This is a genomic window from Rhizobium sp. CC-YZS058, from assembly GCF_034720595.1.
Lineage (GTDB): Bacteria > Pseudomonadota > Alphaproteobacteria > Rhizobiales > Rhizobiaceae > Ferranicluibacter.
Map to the genome: position 1 here is coordinate 3,192,825 of NZ_JAYESJ010000001.1, position 16,797 is coordinate 3,209,621.

Annotated in this window: 16 protein-coding genes; 13 read left to right on the forward strand and 3 right to left on the reverse strand. The window is 66.2% G+C overall.

What is annotated here, in order from left to right; translation table 11 throughout:
- The first annotated feature begins 34 nt into the window (after positions 1 to 34).
- The 12 genes from U8330_RS15310 (at position 35) to U8330_RS15365 (ending at position 12,571) form a co-directional block, all read left to right on the forward strand.
- Entirely contained in the window at positions 35 to 979 is a 945-nt protein-coding gene (locus U8330_RS15310; protein ID WP_323106115.1) for an ABC transporter permease, read from the forward strand.
- Between the two features lie 7 nt (positions 980 to 986).
- Complete coding sequence (locus tag U8330_RS15315; RefSeq protein ID WP_323106116.1) at positions 987 to 1,787, forward strand: ABC transporter permease; 801 nt, start codon at positions 987 to 989, stop codon at positions 1,785 to 1,787.
- 60 nt (positions 1,788 to 1,847) lie between these two features.
- Complete coding sequence (hisD, locus tag U8330_RS15320) at positions 1,848 to 3,176, forward strand: histidinol dehydrogenase (RefSeq protein WP_323106117.1); 1,329 nt, start codon at positions 1,848 to 1,850, stop codon at positions 3,174 to 3,176.
- A gap of 3 nt (positions 3,177 to 3,179) precedes the next feature.
- Positions 3,180 to 4,193: a zinc-dependent alcohol dehydrogenase gene (locus U8330_RS15325; RefSeq protein ID WP_323106118.1), complete on the forward strand. Its 1,014-nt coding sequence runs from the start codon at positions 3,180 to 3,182 to the stop codon at positions 4,191 to 4,193.
- Positions 4,194 to 4,240: 47 nt separating this feature from the next.
- A complete protein-coding gene (hutC, locus tag U8330_RS15330; RefSeq protein ID WP_323106119.1) occupies positions 4,241 to 4,990 on the forward strand; it encodes a histidine utilization repressor in 750 nt (249 codons plus the stop codon).
- An 88-nt stretch (positions 4,991 to 5,078) separates the two neighbouring features.
- Positions 5,079 to 6,299 (forward strand): hypothetical protein, encoded by a 1,221-nt coding sequence (locus tag U8330_RS15335; protein WP_323107314.1) that lies wholly within the window; start codon positions 5,079 to 5,081, stop codon positions 6,297 to 6,299.
- Between the two features lies 1 nt (position 6,300).
- Positions 6,301 to 7,449: an alpha-hydroxy acid oxidase gene (locus tag U8330_RS15340; protein ID WP_323106120.1), complete on the forward strand. Its 1,149-nt coding sequence runs from the start codon at positions 6,301 to 6,303 to the stop codon at positions 7,447 to 7,449.
- A 252-nt stretch (positions 7,450 to 7,701) separates the two neighbouring features.
- Positions 7,702 to 8,526: a transporter substrate-binding domain-containing protein gene (locus U8330_RS15345; protein ID WP_416236865.1), complete on the forward strand. Its 825-nt coding sequence runs from the start codon at positions 7,702 to 7,704 to the stop codon at positions 8,524 to 8,526.
- A 157-nt stretch (positions 8,527 to 8,683) separates the two neighbouring features.
- Positions 8,684 to 9,964: an FAD-binding oxidoreductase gene (locus U8330_RS15350; protein WP_323106121.1), complete on the forward strand. Its 1,281-nt coding sequence runs from the start codon at positions 8,684 to 8,686 to the stop codon at positions 9,962 to 9,964.
- Positions 9,965 to 9,981: 17 nt separating this feature from the next.
- Positions 9,982 to 10,953, forward strand: a complete 972-nt coding sequence (locus tag U8330_RS15355; protein WP_323106122.1) for an amino acid ABC transporter permease — start codon at positions 9,982 to 9,984, stop codon at positions 10,951 to 10,953.
- Positions 10,943 to 11,812, forward strand: a complete 870-nt coding sequence (locus tag U8330_RS15360; protein WP_323106123.1) for a DMT family transporter — start codon at positions 10,943 to 10,945, stop codon at positions 11,810 to 11,812. The genes U8330_RS15355 and U8330_RS15360 overlap by 11 nt, the downstream gene beginning before the upstream one ends.
- A 12-nt stretch (positions 11,813 to 11,824) precedes the next feature.
- Positions 11,825 to 12,571 carry an amino acid ABC transporter ATP-binding protein gene (locus U8330_RS15365; RefSeq protein ID WP_323106124.1) on the forward strand — a complete coding sequence of 249 codons (747 nt, stop codon included), beginning with the start codon at positions 11,825 to 11,827 and terminating at the stop codon, positions 12,569 to 12,571.
- An 86-nt stretch (positions 12,572 to 12,657) separates the two neighbouring features.
- On the opposite strand, the gene U8330_RS15370 is transcribed toward U8330_RS15365, so the two are convergent.
- Positions 12,658 to 13,476 (reverse strand): PfkB family carbohydrate kinase, encoded by an 819-nt coding sequence (locus U8330_RS15370; protein WP_323106125.1) that lies wholly within the window; start codon positions 13,474 to 13,476, stop codon positions 12,658 to 12,660.
- A 120-nt stretch (positions 13,477 to 13,596) separates the two neighbouring features.
- A complete protein-coding gene (locus U8330_RS15375) occupies positions 13,597 to 14,610 on the reverse strand; it encodes an SIS domain-containing protein (RefSeq protein ID WP_323106126.1) in 1,014 nt (337 codons plus the stop codon).
- 230 nt (positions 14,611 to 14,840) lie between these two features.
- On the opposite strand from U8330_RS15375, the gene U8330_RS15380 reads away from it, so the two are divergent.
- Positions 14,841 to 15,572 carry a GntR family transcriptional regulator gene (locus U8330_RS15380; protein ID WP_323106127.1) on the forward strand — a complete coding sequence of 244 codons (732 nt, stop codon included), beginning with the start codon at positions 14,841 to 14,843 and terminating at the stop codon, positions 15,570 to 15,572.
- Positions 15,573 to 15,643: 71 nt separating this feature from the next.
- On the opposite strand, the gene U8330_RS15385 is transcribed toward U8330_RS15380, so the two are convergent.
- Positions 15,644 to 16,684 (reverse strand): zinc-dependent alcohol dehydrogenase family protein, encoded by a 1,041-nt coding sequence (locus U8330_RS15385; RefSeq protein WP_323106128.1) that lies wholly within the window; start codon positions 16,682 to 16,684, stop codon positions 15,644 to 15,646.
- Positions 16,685 to 16,797 lie beyond the last annotated feature (113 nt).

A 16,797-nucleotide genomic window follows, 5' to 3' on the forward strand; every position in this document is an offset into this window, starting at 1 on the left:
GGCAGGCGTCCCATCCACGGTGAAGGAAGGCCCCATGCGCACGCCTCGTGCCGCCTATCCCCTGACATGGCGCGTGATGGATGCGCTGGAACGCCTGGCGGCGATGGTGTGGCCTGCCCGCTTCGGCAGTGCGTTGCCCTATCTCATGCTGCTGCCGGCGCTTCTCTTGGTCGGGCTCCTGGTGCTCGGCCTCGTCGAGATCGGCGACACGAGCCTGCGCACGCTGGACACCAGCACCTTCCTGCTTTCGGATGTCCGGACGCTCGACAATTACCGCCGCGTGCTGACGGAGCCCTTCTTCCTGACGGTGGCGAGCCGCAGCCTGATCGGCGCACTGATCGTGACTGTGGTCACGCTGATCTTCGCCTTTCCCTATGCCTATCTCATGGTGCGCACGCCGTCGTCCGGCCTGCGCAAGCTGCTGCTCGTCGCACTGTTCCTGCCCTTCTTCATCGGCCAGGTGGTCCGCGCCTATGGCTGGCTGATCATTCTCGGCAGCCAGGGCATGGTGAACGAGGCGCTCGGCCTCGTCGGCGTGCCGCCGATGCAGCTTCTCTACAATTACCCGGCCGTGCTTTTTGGCCTCGTGCAGTACATGCTGCCCTTCGCGGTCCTGATGCTGGCGCCGGCGCTGACGGCGATACCCGCGGAACTCGAGGCTGCCTCCGCCTCGCTCGGCGCCAACTGGCTGCGCACCTTCCGCCATGTCGTCCTGCCGCTCGCCCGCCCGGGTCTGGTCGGCGCAGGGCTTGTGGTGGTGACGCTGTCGCTCACCGACTTTGCCATTCCCGCCATTCTCGGCGGCGGGCGGCAGGATTTCATTGCCAATGCGATCTACGACCAGTTCTTCCGCACCTCCGACCAGGGCATGGGAGCCACGCTGTCGCTGATGCTGGTCGCGGTCGGCTCCATGCTGGTCGGCGTCGTCTTCCTGCTGTTCGGCGCAGGCACGCTGGCGATGGGCGGCGAGCGGAAATGAGGATGCCATGACCGGAAGCCGCAGCAAGTCCGTCACCCTCTGGACCTTCGTCACCCTTGCCCTGCTCATGCTCTCGGCACCGACCATCGTCGTGCTCGGTGCGTCGTTTACGGCCGGCAACATCATCACCTTCCCGCCGGACGGCTTCTCGCTGCAATGGTACGCCAAGATCGCGCAGGCGAGCGATCTGCGCCAGGCCTTCTGGCGCTCGCTCATCGTCGCGGCCATCTGCACGCTCGTCTCTATCCCGGTGGGCACGCTGGCCGGGATTGCGCTTGCCAAGTATCGGGTGCGCTTTGCCCGATCCATGCAGGTCTACCTGCTCCTGCCCTTCACCATTCCGCTGATCGGCTCGGGCATCGGCATGATGCTCGTCTTCGGCAATCTGGGCGTTCTCGGCCAGCTCTGGCCGGTCGGCCTCGCCTGCGCCGTCATCAACCTGCCCTTCATGATCTGGGCGGTGACGGCGAGCGCCAGCAATCTTTCCCCCGATCTCGAGCTGGCCGCTGCCAATTGCGGGGCGCCGCCGCTGCAGCGCTTCCTCTACATCACCCTGCCCGCCGTGCTGCCCGGCGTCATCACCGGATCGCTGCTGATGTTCATCCTGGCGCTCAACGAATTTCTGGTCAGCCTGCTGCTGGTCGATGCCCGCAGCGTCACCCTGCCGGTCCAGATCTACAACTCCATCCGCTCGATCATCACGCCGGATCTCGCCGCCATTTCCGTCGTGTTCATTCTCTGCGCCGGCCTGGCGATCGCAGCGCTCGATCGCTTCGTCGGCCTCGACATCTTCCTGAAATCCAAGTGATTTTTGAAATCCAAGTGAGCGGCCTTTCAAAGGCCCCCTGCCAGAGCCAAGGACAAACCCATGACCGACGTGTCTTTCTACGAATATGCGGCACTGACCGCGGAGGAAAAGGCGGCCCTTCTGCGCCGGTCGGAAACCGACCTTTCGAGCTTCATGGAAAAGGTGGCGCCGATCCTGGAGGCCGTGCGGACCGAGGGCGATGCGGCGCTGGCCCGCTTCGGCCGCGACCTCGACAAGGCGGACGTGACCGAGGCGACGCTGAAGGTCACCGAGGCGGAATTCGACGCCGCCTTCGGGCTTGTCGATGACAGCGTGGTCGAGTCGATCCGCTTCGGCATCGACAACATCCGCCATTTCCACGAGGAGCAGAAACCGGAGGCCATGTGGCTGAAGGAGATCCGCCCCGGCGCCTTTGCCGGCGATCGCTTCACCCCTATCCAGTCGGTGGCGCTCTATGTGCCGCGCGGCAAGGGCTCCTTCCCGTCCGTGACCATGATGACCTCGGTGCCGGCGGTGGTGGCCGGCGTGCCGAACCTTGCCATCGTCACTCCGCCGGCGCCCGATGGCACGGTCGATGCCGCGACGCTGGTCGCGGCGCGGCTGGCGGGCGTGGAAACGGTCTACAAGGTTGGCGGTGCCCAGGCCGTCGCCGCCGTGGCCTATGGAACGGAAACGGTCAAGCCGGCGCTCAAGATCGTCGGCCCGGGAAGCCCCTGGGTGGTGGCCGCCAAGCGCGCGCTGGCCGGCGTCATCGACACCGGCCTGCCTGCCGGCCCGTCCGAGGTGATGATCCTTGCCGACGACACGGTGCATGGCGGCCTTGCGGCCCTCGACCTGCTGATCGAGGCGGAACACGGCCCGGACTCCTCCGCCTATCTCGTCACCCACAGCCGCCGCGTGGCGGAAGAGGCGCTGGCCGCCCTGCCCGACCACTGGGCGCAGATGAGCGAGCAGCGCGTGGCCTTCTCCAAGGCGGTGCTGACCGGCAAGACCGGCGGCATCGTGCTGACCTCGTCGATCGAGGAGAGCTACGCCTTCGTCAACGCCTATGCGCCCGAGCATCTCGAGCTGCTCTCGGAAGAGCCCTTCATCCATCTCGGCCATATCACCGAGGCGGCGGAGATCCTGCTCGGCACGCATACGCCGGTCTCGATCGCCAACTTCTCGCTGGGGCCGAACGCGGTGCTGCCGACCAGCCGCTGGGCGCGCACCTTCGGTCCGCTCTCCGTGACGGATTTCGTCAAGCGCTCCTCGATCGGCTATGTCACTGCGCCCGCCTACCCGGAGTTCGCCCGGCATTCGCACAATCTGGCGCTCTACGAGGGCTTCTCCTCGCATGCGCTGGCCGTGTCGCCGCTGCGGGCGCGCTACCTGAAAAAGGGAGCCTGACCCATGAAGGCGGTGCGGCTGCACGCGGCGCAGGATCTGCGGCTGGAGGAGGTAGAGGCCCCCTCCGCCCCGCCCCGCGGCCATGTGACGCTTGCCGTCCGTGCCGCCGGCATCTGCGGCTCCGACCTTCACAACTTTCGCACCGGACAATGGATCACCCGCAGCCCCTCCACCGCCGGCCATGAGTTCTGCGGACGGATCATCGCGGTGGGCCGCGATGTCAACGGGCTGTCGGTGGGCGATCTGGTGGCAGCGGATTCCCGCTTCACCTGCGGCGTCTGCCCGGCCTGCCGCAGCGGACGCGGCCAGATCTGCGAAGCGCTCGGCTTTGTCGGCGAGGCCTGCGATGGCGGCTTTGCCGAGGCGGTGACCCTGCCGGCCGCGCTTCTGCACCGGCACGATCCGGCCCTGCCCCCTGCTGTGGCCGCCATGGCCGAACCGCTTGCCGTGGCGCTCCACGCCGTGCGCCGCCTGCGCCCGCCCCCGGGCGAGCCGGTTCTGGTCCTCGGGTGCGGCACGATCGGCGGGCTCTGCGCGCTGCTTCTGTCCCGCCTGCACGAGGGGCCGCTGCTTCTGGCCGATCTCAACGCCGAAAAGGCGGCCCTTGTGGCAGAGGTCTGTGCGGGACGGGCGATCGAGCTTTCGGCCGACACCGTTGCCGCGGCCCTGCCCGGCGGCCGGCTGCGCTATGCGCTGGACGCGACCGGTTCGGTGGCGGCGATCGAAACGGCGCTTTCGCTGCTTGCCGGCGGCGGTGCCTTGGCACTGGTTGGCATTTCGCATGGCCGGCTGTCGCTTGATCCGAACCATCTGGTCGAGCGCGAGATCGCTCTTCTCGGCTGCCACGCCTTCGGTGACGAGCTGCCGGAGGCCATTGCCCTCCTTCCCGAGCTCGCGCCGGCGCTCCTGCGCTTCGTGACCGTGCTGCCCGGCCTGGATGCGGTGCCGGACGCCTATGAACGGCTGCTGCGCGGCGAAGGGCACGGGCTGAAGACCATCATCCACGTGGCCGATTGAGGCGCGCGCCTGACCGCGCGCTGCCGAACAAGGCGGAGACAAGCACCATGGAGACGCTCCCGAATTCCGCCTCGCCGCTCTACGAGAAGGTGAAGGACTTCGTGCTGGGCAATATCGGCAGCGGCAAATGGGGCCGCAACACGCGCCTGCCCTCGGAAAACGACCTGGTTCTCACCTTGGGCGTCTCGCGCATGACGGTCAACCGCGCGCTGCGGGAACTGACCTCGGAGGGCCATCTGCGCCGCATCCAGGGGGTCGGCACCTTCGTCGCGCCGCCGCGCCCGCAATCGACGCTGATCGAGATCAGCAACATCGCCACCGAGGTCAAGGCTCGGGGCAGTCGCTTCCGTGCCGAGGTGGTGGCGCTGGAGCGGATCGAGACCCCGGCGCCCGAACTGCTGATCGCCTTCGAATTCGACACGGTGCGCCCGGTCGACCATTCGGTCGTGCTGCATTTCGAGAACGACGTGCCGGTGCAGCTGGAAGAACGTTTCGTCAATCCGGCGCTTGTCTCCTTCTATCTGGAGCAGGATTTCACCCGGATGACCACCTACGACTATCTGCAGAACGCCACGCCGCTGACCGAAGTGGAGCACCTGATCAGCGCCATGCCGGCCGGGCCGGAACAGGCGGCGCTGCTGCAGATGCGCAGCGGGGACAGCTGCCTCGTTCTCCACCGCAAGACCTGGTCCGGCCCGATCATCGCCACTGTCAACACGCTGACCTATGTCGGCAGCCGCTATGTGCTCGGCAGCCGCTATGTGCTCGGCAGCCGCTATCTGCACGGCGCCAAATGAAACGAGACCGAGAATGACCGCATCCGTGAGCCGCACGGCCGAAATCCGAAAGGTCGCCCGGGAGGGAGACAGCAAGGGCGCCGAGGCGATGCTGTCCGCCCTTCTCGCCGATCTGTTCTCCATCCGCCCGCGCGGACTGGCGATCAATCACGACCAGTACAGCCTGAATTCGCTGAACGGCTTCTTCGAAACGGACGACGGCGCCTTCTTCTTCAAGTTTCACCAGGAGGAGGGCGAGGAGGCGATGAGCGGCGAATATTACCGCGCCGACCTGCTTGCCCGGGCTGGCCTGCCGGTCGACCAGCCGGTTTTGATGTCGGTGCTCCCGGGCGAGCAGATCCTCGTCTATCGCCGCCGCAGCGATCCGCGCTTTTCCGATGTCCTGCGGGCGCTGGATCTCGCAGACGAGCCGGAGGAACGCGCGCGCGCGGTGGCTGCGGAAAAGGCGCTGAATGCCGAGGTGCTGCGGGTCTACCAGGAGACGCTGCACCCGGTCTCTCCGGCCGAGGTGGCGGCCGAGCCGATCCACCGGCTGTTCTTCGAGCGCCTGATCGATTCGCCGGCCGGCAGCTTCCCGGGTGGGCGGCTGTCGCGATTCTATGTCGGCCAGAGCTTTGCCTTTCCGGGGCTGACGCTCGATTGGGACCGCTTTTCCGCCCTGCGCCTCTGCGTGAACGGCATCCTCTACCGCGACAGCATCGGCGCTCTGTTCGAGGCGGCGAAGGCCCGCCTTGCCCCCACCATGATAGCGGATGCCGGCGGCGTGACCGCCCATGGCGATGCCCACAACGCCAATGTGTGGTACGAGCGCCGGGGCGAAGCGGCGCGGCTTGCCTTCTTCGATCCCGCCTTTGCCGGCGACCATGTGCCGAGCTTGCTGGCCGAGGTGAAGACCACCTTCCACAACATCCTGGCCCATCCGCTCTGGCTCTATGATCCCACGCTGGCGAGCGACCGGTTCTTGGCCGAGGCGGCGCTCGACGGTGACATTCTGCGCGTGACGACCAACCATGGCCTCAGCCCGGTCCGCCGCGATCTGCTGGCCGCCAAGGCGGACGGCCTCTGGCGGCCCCTGCTCGCCAGCCTGAAGGACCGCGGTCTTCTGCCGGAAGATTGGCGGCGGGTGGTGCGGCTGGCGCTGTTCCTCTGCCCGACCCTGGTGATGAACCTGCGTGCGGGCGCTGCCTCCCACACGCCCACCTCCTCGCTGATCGCCTTTTCGACTGCCGTCATGGCCGGCAGCGAGCCGGTTGACGGCGAGGACCTGATGACCCGCTTCTTCGACGCGATCGACCCCAACCGAGGCTGACATGCATCTGATCAATGTCGAGGATTACCGCCGCCTCGCCCGCCGCCGCCTGCCGAAGATCTTCTTCGACTATATCGATGGCGGCTCCTTCGACGAGCAGACCATGCAGGCGAACCGCACGGATTTCGCCGGTTACGAGCTGAAGCAGACCGTGCTGGTCGAGCCGAAACCGCAGGACCTGTCGACCGACTTTCTCGGCGTGCGGCAGGCCCTGCCCTTCATGCTCGGCCCGGTCGGCTTCCTGGGGCTCTATTCCGGGCACGGCGAGGCGAAGGCGGCACGGGCCGCCCATGCGGCCGGGATTCCGCTCTGCCTGTCGACCTTCTCGATCGCCTCGCTCGCCGATCTGCGGGCCGAGACCGCCGGTCCGCTGCACTTCCAGCTCTACGTGCTCGATGACCGGGAGTTGACCGAAGAGTTCCTGGCGGCCGCGCGGGCTGCCGCGGTCGACACGCTGTTCGTGACGGTCGATACGGCCATTACCGGCATTCGCGAGCGCGATGTGCGCAACGGGTTTCGCTCCCTGACCCGGCTGACGCCCGCCCTCCTCGCCCGTTTTCTCCTCAGTCCCCATTGGCTGCTCGACATGGCGCGGAGCGGGCACCCTTCAGTGCGGGCGATCGAGCATCGTCCCGATTTCGGACGTGGCGCGCTGGAGCAGGCGGCCAATCTCTCCCGCCGCATCGACAAGACACTATCCTGGACGGACATCGCCTGGCTGCGCGCGCGCTGGCAGGGCAAGCTGATCGTCAAGGGCGTGCTCTCGCGCGAGGATGCGGTGCGGGCCCGCGATCTCGGCTGCGACGGCGTGGTGATCTCCAACCACGGCGGCCGGCAGCTGGATGGGGCAACCAGCACCATCCGCGCCCTGCCCGGCATTCGCGCCGCGGTCGGCCCGGGCTTTTGCCTGCTGCTCGATGGCGGCATTCGCCGCGGCACCGATATCGTCAAGGCGATCGGCCTCGGGGCGGATGGCGTCATGCTCGGCCGAGCCTATGCCTACGGCCTGGCCGGCGCCGGCGAGCGCGGCGTCGCCGACATCATCGCCATCCTGACCCGCGAGATCTCGATCAGCCTCGCCCTGATGGGCGTCGCCTCGATCGACGCCTTGAAGGCGGATGGCCCATCGCTGGTCCTGCCCCGGCGCTAGCTGCGCGCTCCATCGGCTTTTCCGCATAGGCTGACTGACAAGTTGCCGTACCCGTTCCCGCAGACTTGGGGTCTGTGAGCTTCTCTTGCACCGCACCCTCATCTCGCGGATGCGATTGTGAAAAATTCACATCCGGTCATCCACAGACGGCATGAATCGCGCCCGATGCATCATTGACACGCGCTTGAAACTCTCGATAACTGTTGTCAGACATCTTACAAAATGTCACCGGGAACAAATGGGAGAACCCTGATGAAGCTCTTGACGCCACTTCTGGCCGGCCTTGCCATGCTCGCCGCTGCCGACACCGCCTTTGCCGGCGAAACGCTCGACCGCGTGATGGAAAACAAGGCGATGGTCGTCGCCACCAACAGCAGCTGGCCGCCCCAGAGCTTCCTGGACGACAACAATGAGATGGTCGGCTTCGACATCGACGTCTCGCGCGAGATCGCCAAGCGCCTCGGCGTCGAGGTCAGCTTCCAGACCCCCGACTGGGCAACGCTCACCGGCGGCCGCTGGCAGGGTCGTTACGACCTCGGCGTCGGCTCGGTAACGCCGACCAAGGCGCGCGCCCAGGTGATCGATTTCGCCGGCGTCTACTACTATAGCCCCTATGTCTACGTGGTGCACAAGGACAGCACGGCCAAGACCGTCGCCGACCTCAAGGGCAAGGTGATCGGCGTCGAAACCGCCACCACCTCCGAAGATTTCGTCCGCCATCAGCTGGAAATCGATGCGCCGGGCGTGCCGCCGGTCGAATACAAGCTCGAGCCGGGCGAGATCCGCACCTTCGCCGATTCCATGCTGCCCTTCGACGACCTTCGCCTCGGCGATGGCGTGCGCCTCGACGCGGTGATCGCGCCGGAGCAGACGGCCAAGAACGCGATCAAGAACGGCTATCCGCTGCGCATCCTCGATGATGGCTATGCCTTCCGCGAGCCGCTGGTCGTGATCGGCGAAAAGGTCGATCCGGAATGGACCGCCAAGGTCGGCGGCATCATCGCCGAGATGAAAAAGGACGGCACGCTCGCCAGCCTGACCACCAAGTGGTACGGCAAGGACTACAGCGCCGACTAAGGACCCGGCGGGAGGCAGCCTCGCTGCCTCCCCTTTCGCGCGCGTGGCGTCTTCTGCCGCAGCGCGCGTGCGGCCGCCGCTTTCGCTCACACGATGGCGAACGCACCGCTCTGGCCAGTCCGCATCTTTCCTCTTCCGCAGCCCTTGCGAGCATCCCATGCGCTATCCCGATACCTATTACCGCCGCACCATGGCCGATGCGAAGACGCGTCCGGCGCTTGCCGGCACTCTGGAGTGCGACACGCTGATCGTCGGCGGCGGGCTTGCCGGCTTGACGACCGCGCTGCAGCTTGCCCGCGCCGGCGTTTCCGTTGTCGTGCTGGAGGCGGAGAGCGTCGGCTTCGGCGCATCCGGCCGCAATGGCGGGTTTGTCAGCCCCGGCTTCGCCACCGGGAGCGAGGCGATCGCCCGCGCGGCAGGGCCCGACAATGCCCGCGCCCTGCATCTCTTGTCGATCGAAGGCGTCGATTTCGTGCGCGAGACGATCCGCACGCTCGGCATCGCCGATGCGCATGTGCAGCCCGGCATCATGAGCGTGCTCCGCCAGGACGGCGGCGACAGCCTGAAGACCTATGCCGACGCCATGCGCCGCGATTATGACTACACGCTGGAATTTCTCGGCAAGGACGCGGTGCGCAGCCATCTCAAGACGGACCGCTACTTCCAGGCGCTGCGCGACCCCAACGCCTTTCACATGCATCCGCTCAACTATCTGCGTGCCGTCGCCGCCGAGATCGAGCGGCTGGGCGGACAGATCTTCGAAGGATCGGCCGTTACCCGCTGCGCGCTCGACGGCGCGGAAAAGCAGGCGCACACGGCGAACGGCCTGGTCAAGGCGCGGCGCGTGGTCTTTACCACCGGCGGCTACACCGGCTCCCTCGTCGGCAAGCTCAAGCGCGCCTTCCTGCCGATCGCCACCTATGTGATGCTGACCGAGCCGGCGCCCGAGCTGATCCGCACCGCGATCGCGACGCGCGACGCGATCGGCGACAACCGCCGTGCCGGCGACTATTACCGCCTCGTGGAAAACGGAGAGCGCATCCTCTGGGGCGGGCGCATCACCACGCGCGCCGCCTCGCCGGCAGCGCTTGCCCGCGAACTCCGCCGCGAGATGACCACCACCTATCCGCAGCTGAAGCCGCTCAAGACCGAGCTCGCCTGGTCGGGCCTGATGTCCTATGCCCGCCACCTCATGCCCCAGATCGGCGAAATGCAGCCGGGCGTCTGGCACTGCACCGCCTTTGGCGGCCATGGGCTGAATACCACGGCGATCGGCGGCAAGCTGGTGGCCGAGGCGCTGCTCGGGCAGTCCGATCGCTACCGCCTGTTCAAGCCGTTCGGGCTCGTCTGGGCCGGCGGCTATGCGGGGCTCGCCACGGCCCAGCTCACCTATTGGAAACTGCAGGCCCAGGACTGGTGGCGCGAGCGCGCTGCCTGAGCGGCAAGGAAAGACCCATGATCGGACGCTTGATCCTCTCTTATCCCGTCGCCGCAAAGCGGCTCGGCGGCCTTCTGGTCCTGCTGCTGGTGGCGGCCGCGCTCTATGCCATGGGCATCAGCGCCACCTGGATGGGCAAGCTCGTCCCATCGCTGGCCGACTGGCTGAAGGAAAACAAGCAGCTTGGCCGGGCGCTGTCGGCGATAAGCATCGCGCTCGTGCTGGCGATCAACTGGCGGCTGCTGCAGCTCCTGCCACGGCGGATGCAGATCGTCGCCATCTGGGTCGAGCTCTTTGCGCTCCTGATGCTGTTCTTCTATTCCTTCGATCTCTCCTTCGCCTTCATCGCCCGCAAGATCGGCTTCATGATCTCGCAGGGCGTGGTCACGACGCTCTATATCTCGGCGATCTCGATTGCGATCGCCACGCTGATCGCGCTGGCTGGCGCTATCGCGAAGCTGTCGAAGAACGGCGCCGTCTACGGTCTCGCCACCTTCTACACCTCGCTGTTTCGCGGCCTGCCGCTGCTGATGCAGATCTACATCATCTATCTCGGCCTGCCGCAGGTGGGCTATGTGATCAGCGCCGTGCCGGCCGGCATTCTCGCGCTGTCGCTGTGCTACGGCGCCTACATGACTGAGATTTTCCGCGCCGGGATCGAGAGCATTCCGCGCGGCCAGACGGAAGGCGCCACCGCGCTCGGCCTCAGCCCGAACCAGACGATGTTCCTCGTGATCCTGCCGCAGGCGATGCGGGTCATCGTGCCGCCGACCGGCAACCAGTTCATCGCCATGCTGAAGGATTCCTCGCTCGTCTCCGTCGTCGGCGTGTGGGAGATCATGTATCTCGCCCGCACCCAGGGCCAGACAGAGTTCCGCCATATCGAGATGCTGATCACCGCCTCGATGATCTACTGGATCCTCTCGATCGGGCTCGAAATGCTGCAGTCGCGCATCGAAGCCCATTTCGGCCGCTTCAATGCCCGCTGATCTTGCCCTGCAGCCGGCGCGCGCCAATCTGCGCGCCGCGCTTCTGGTGCCTCTCGCCTTCTCCGCCTTTTCCGGAACGGATGCGCTGGTCAAGCGGCTGACGGAGAGCCTGCCGGTGCCGCAGGTCACGGCGATGATCACCTTGGTCGCGCTCCTCCTCGTCATCCTTGCGGCGGCCGCAACCGGGCGGGCGCGCGCGCTCTGGCCGCGCCATCCTGGGCTCGCCGTCCTGCGGGCGGTCCTTCTGGCCGGCGATACGCTGCTGATCTACTATGCCTTCAGCGCCCTGCCGCTCGCCGATGCCTATGTTCTCGCCTTCCTGACCCCGGTTCTGGTTGCGCTCCTTGCCGCCCTCTTTCTCCACGAGCGCCTGTCGCGTCTGGCCTGGCTCGGCGTCATCGCCGGGTTTGCCGGCGTCATCGTAGCGCTGAAGCCGGGAGAAACGGCGCTGACCTTCGGCCACGCGGCGGCACTCGGCTCCGCCCTCCTCTTTGCCCTGTCGCTGGTGCTTCTGCGCCGCACGAAGGCAGGGGAATCCGATCTCGCGCTCGTCGCGAGCGTGCTCGTGGTCCTGACCCTGCTGTCGCTCGCCACCGCGCTCGCCGCCGGCGCCTTCATGGCCGTGACCATGGGCCTGGCAGGCCTCGCGTCCCTCGCCGGGCTTCTGCTCTTCACCGGCCATATGCTGCTCGTCCGCGCCTTCCGGCTCGGCGATGCCTCGGTGGTCGCTCCCTTCCAATACAGCCAGATCCTGTGGGGCTGCCTCTACGGCGCCCTGTTCTTCGGCGCGCCGGTGGAAAGCCATACGCTGGCCGGCGCCGCCATCATCATCCTGTCAGGCTGGCTGGTCCTGAAATAGACGGAGATTGTCATGTCCCCCGAAACACCCCCCGGAATCCGCCTTTTGGGCGTCAACAAGTGGTATGGCAGCTACCATGCGCTGAACGACATCACCCTCGACATCGCGCGCAAGGAGCGGATCGTCATCTGCGGACCGTCGGGCTCGGGAAAATCGACGCTGATCCGCTGCATCAACCGGCTCGAAGAGCATCAGAAGGGCTCGATCATCGTCGATGGCATCGAGCTGACCGATGATCTGAAGAAGATCGACGAGGTGCGCCGCGAGGTCGGGATGGTGTTCCAGCACTTCAACCTGTTCCCGCATCTGACCATTCTGGAAAACTGCACGCTCGCGCCGATCTGGGTGCGCAAGATGAGCAGGACCAGGGCCAACGAGATCGCCATGCACTTCCTGGAGCGCGTGCGGATTCCCGAGCAGGCGACGAAATATCCGGGCCAGCTTTCTGGCGGCCAGCAGCAGCGCGTGGCGATCGCCCGCGCGCTCTGCATGAACCCGAAGGTCATGCTGTTCGACGAGCCGACCTCGGCACTCGACCCGGAAATGGTCAAAGAGGTTCTGGACACCATGGTCAGCCTGGCCGACGAAGGCATGACCATGATCTGCGTGACGCATGAGATGGGGTTTGCCCGCCAGGTGGCCGACCGCGTGATCTTCATGGATCAGGGCCGCGTGCTGGAACAGGCTCCGCCCGCCGCCTTCTTCGACAACCCCCAGCACGACCGCACCCGCCTCTTTCTGAGCCAGATCCTGCACTGACGCGCTGTCCGGCGAAGCGGGAACGGGGACGGAAGAGCCAGTCCGGCAACCCGCTCGCCGGATGCGGTCTTCGAGGTCCGCCCCGTTTACTCTTCGAGCCGGCCTGGAGTCTGGGGAAAGCCGCCGACATGTTCGCAGGTTCGGGCGGCGCAATCCCGGCCGGCCTGCAGGCTGAGCGACAGGTCGCCACCGGCGAGAAAGGTGCCGAGGAAGCCGGCGATGAAGCTGTCGCCCGCCCCCGTCGTGTCAACCACCGTCACAGGGCGGATGCCAACGTCCGCAACAGCGCTGCCGTCGCTGGCGGTCGAGCCGTCGCCCCCGCGCGTGACGACGGCGAGTGCTGCGCCCTTCGAAAGAAGATCGGCCAGCATCCGCTCGGCTGCCGCGCGGTCCTCCCCGGCCGAGGCGAAGGCAATCCGCAGGCCCTCGACACCCAGATGAACGGGATCGTTGTTGACAGAAAGATCCTGGGACACCGACGTGCCCGCCGCTGCCATGGCCCGGCGCACAAGGCCGCGATCGCGAATCCAGCCGAGATGGACATGGTCCATGGAGGCCAGCACCGCGAGCGCCTCGGCGTCGGGTCGATAATCGGCGCAGACGCCGAAGGATTCATAGGCGAAGACGCGATCGCCCGACGGGGTGCTTTCGATGTCGGTATAGGCGGTTTCGCCCGGCAGAATGCTGAGATGGTCGGTGCGGACGCCATTTGCGACCAGGATCTCCCGCGTGCGTCGCCCATCCGCATCTGCGCCGACGGCCCCGAAATAGAAGGCCTCGTGGCCGAGCGCGGCAAGCTGGACCGCGACATTGACGGCATTGCCGCCGATCAACGATTGATTGACGGGCGACTTGAAGCGATCGACGCAATTGTCGCCGACGACGGCGAAGCGGAGACGGGACATGGAACCTCAGCCTGACGATGGATATGGCAAGGCCGCACATGCCGGTCGGGCATCTGCGGCCTGTTTGGGAAGCCCCTCAGCCGAGGCGAAGGGTGGGGCGCAGCATGCGCCGGTGCGGGCTCAGTAGGCAACCTTCTTGTAGTAGCGGCGCGTGGTGAGCGGATGGTTGCGCATGACTTCCAGATGGGCGCTGATGCGCTCGAGCACGGTGGCCAGCAGGATCGGCGAGATCAGCCCGCGCACATCGGCCGAAATGCCCGGAAGCGCGAAATCGGCAGTGTCGAGCACGGTCAGCTTGTCGGTGTAGCTCGGCGCGAAGGTTTCGATGCGTTCGGCAAGCGGCCGGGCCTCGTCCTCGCCCTTGAAGAGAATGACGCTGACGCCCTTCTCCACCAGTTCCAGCGTACCGTGGAAGAAATCGGAAGCGTGGACCGGGCGGGTGCGGATCCACTGCATTTCTTCCAGGATGCACATGCCGTAATAGAAGGCCTCCGGCCAGACATTCCCGGCGCCGGTGATGATGTGATAGTCGGAGCCGGCGAGGATGCGGGCGAAGGCTTCCGCCTTGTCCTCATAGGCGCGCTTGACCTCGAGCAGCAGCTTCGGCAGCCCCTGCAATTCGCCGACGATGCGGGAATACTCGGCCAGTTCGCCGCGGTGCTTCATGATCGACAGCGCGATGTAGAGCGACTGCAGATAGAAGGATTCGCAGGACGTGTCGTCTTCGGCAAAATTGACGAAGACATGGGTGCCGCCCTTGCCGAGCGGCGTTTCCTCATGGCCGACCAGGGTGATGACGGTCGCACCGATCTCCTTGACCTTGGCGAGCAGGGCGACGCTTTCCTTGGTGGTGCCGGAAAGCGACGGCATGACGACGATGGACTTCGCGGTCAGATTGGCCGAGCCGGTGATGACGAGTTCGGCGGTCAGATCGATGAAGGACGGGAAGCGCGACCGGCGCTGGAGGAGCTGGTGGGCCGGCTGCATGAGAATGGCCGCGCCGCCGGTGCCGAGAAAGAAGACATTGTCCGCGCCGGCAGCCAGGCATTCGCCGATCACCGCATCGAAACGGGCCGCAAAGCCGCTCGCGCCCGACTGGATGCGCAGGAACCGATCTTCGTCGAAATTCAGCATGAAGCTCTCCCTTGTCATGAGCTGCCGCGACATCTCCGCCCCGGCAATGTTGTAAGACAACTGACATCACTGCCGTTCCGTGTCAAGCCAGGGAAGCGGTGATTGCCATCGAGGCGAGCGGCTGATCTCCATGGTGAAGGCGGACGCAGCGCACGGGGATGGGGCCTGCTTGACCTTTGCAGATTTGTCAGACAAGACAGCAGAACTCTCACACCCGGCCGAGGTCAGTTTTGGACGAGCCCCTTCGCGACACGCGCACCCTGGTCATCCAGCTTCGCGACCGCATCGCCGATCTGATCCGCGATGAAGGCCTTGGCCCGGGCGACAAGCTGCCGACCGAAGCGCAGCTGACCGCCCGTTTCAAGATCTCCCGTCCGGCGCTGCGCGAGGCTCTGAAACTGCTGGAACAGGACGGGGTGATCACTGTCGAGCACGGACGCGGACGCTTCATCTCCGCCATGTCGGCCGTGCATGTGGATCGGCCGATCACCGTCTTCGAAAGCGTCACAGACATGGCGCGCCAATATGGCTACCAGCCGAAAAACAAGGTTCTTTCGATTGCCGAGGAAGCGCCGGACGAGATCATCGCCCGCCAGCTTCACCTGCAGCCCGGCGAGCGGGTCATCCGGATCGAGCGGTTGCGGCTCGAGGGCGACACGCCGATCATGTACTGCCTCGATTATGTGCCGCGCAGCCTGATCCCGGCGCGACTCTACGATATCGACTGGAGCGGTTCGCTCCTGGCGCTGCTCGACGAGCACAAGCAGCGCCCGCGCATGTCGGCCGCCTCGGTCAAGGCCGTCATGCTGCCGGACGAGGTGGTGGCGCGCAACGACCTGCGCGACTTCGGCCCCGCGCTGCTGATCACAGAGACCTGCTTTAGTGCTGCCGGCCTGCCGGTGATCTACGCGATCGACTACCACCGCGGCAGCTACTTCACCTTCAGCCTGGTGCGCAAATAGCAGCGGTCGGACCCTGCCCTGCAGACACTGCCATCCGTCAGGTTGTCTGACAACATGGCTTTTGTATCGGTCTAGAACCGGTCGATGACGGTGATGCCAAGGTCGCGGGAGGCGTCCATGCCTGTCAGGAGCGGCACGGCTTCTTCCAGGCCGACATGGCGGCCGATCAGCTTCTGCGGCGCGATCTTGCCAGCCTCGATCATGGCCAGCATCGCCTCGTAGCGCCAGGCCTGCATGCCATGGCTGCCGTAGATTTCGAGCTCGTGCCCGATCACCTGCGCCATTGGAATTTGCGGCGTCGCGTGGGCGCCGAGCATGAGGCCCACCTGCACATGCCGGCCGCGCCGGCGCAGGTTGCTGATCGAATGGAAGCAGGTGGTGGGATGGCCGAGCGCATCGATGGAGACATGGGCGCCACCGCTGGTGATATCGCGGATGGCCGCCACCACGTCCGGCACGTGCGCCGCGTTGACCGTGGCCACCGCCCCGCAGCGCCTGGCGAAATCCAGCTTGTCGTCGACGATGTCGACGGCCACCACCTGCGCACCGAGCGCGGCGGCGATCATGACGGCAGAAAGGCCCACGCCGCCGCAGCCATGCACCGCCACCCAGTCGCCCGGCCTGGTGCGAGCCTGGTCCACCACCGCGCGGAACGAGGTGGCGAAGCGGCAGCCAAGGCTTGCCGCCGTGGCATCGTCGATCGTGTCCGGCAGCGCGACGAGATTGGTCTCGGCAAAATCGATCGCCACATAGTCGGCGAAAGAGCCCCAATGGGTAAAGCCCGGCTGGAACTGGCTGGGGCAGACCTGCTGGTTGCCGGAGCGGCACTCGCTGCACCGGCCGCAGCCGGAGACGAAGGGAACGGTGACTCGGTCGCCCGCCTTGAAGCGCGTGACCCGCCGCCCGGTGGCGACGATGCGGCCGGCAAATTCATGGCCCGGCACATGCGGCAGGCGGATATCCGGATCATGCCCCATCCAGCCATGCCAATCGCTGCGGCAAAGACCGGTCGCGCCGACGGCGATGACCACGCCCTCCTCGCTCGGCGTCGGATCGTCCACGGTGACGATTTCCGGAGATACCCCGAACTGCTCGTACAGCATGGCTTTCATGGCGCGCGCCTCCTCTCCTGATCGGTCACCACGGCGCGGTTCGCAGCCGCGGTCCTGTCTTCTGACAGATTTGCCGGCTCCTATTGAGGGCTGCGGGCGACCTCGGTTCGGCG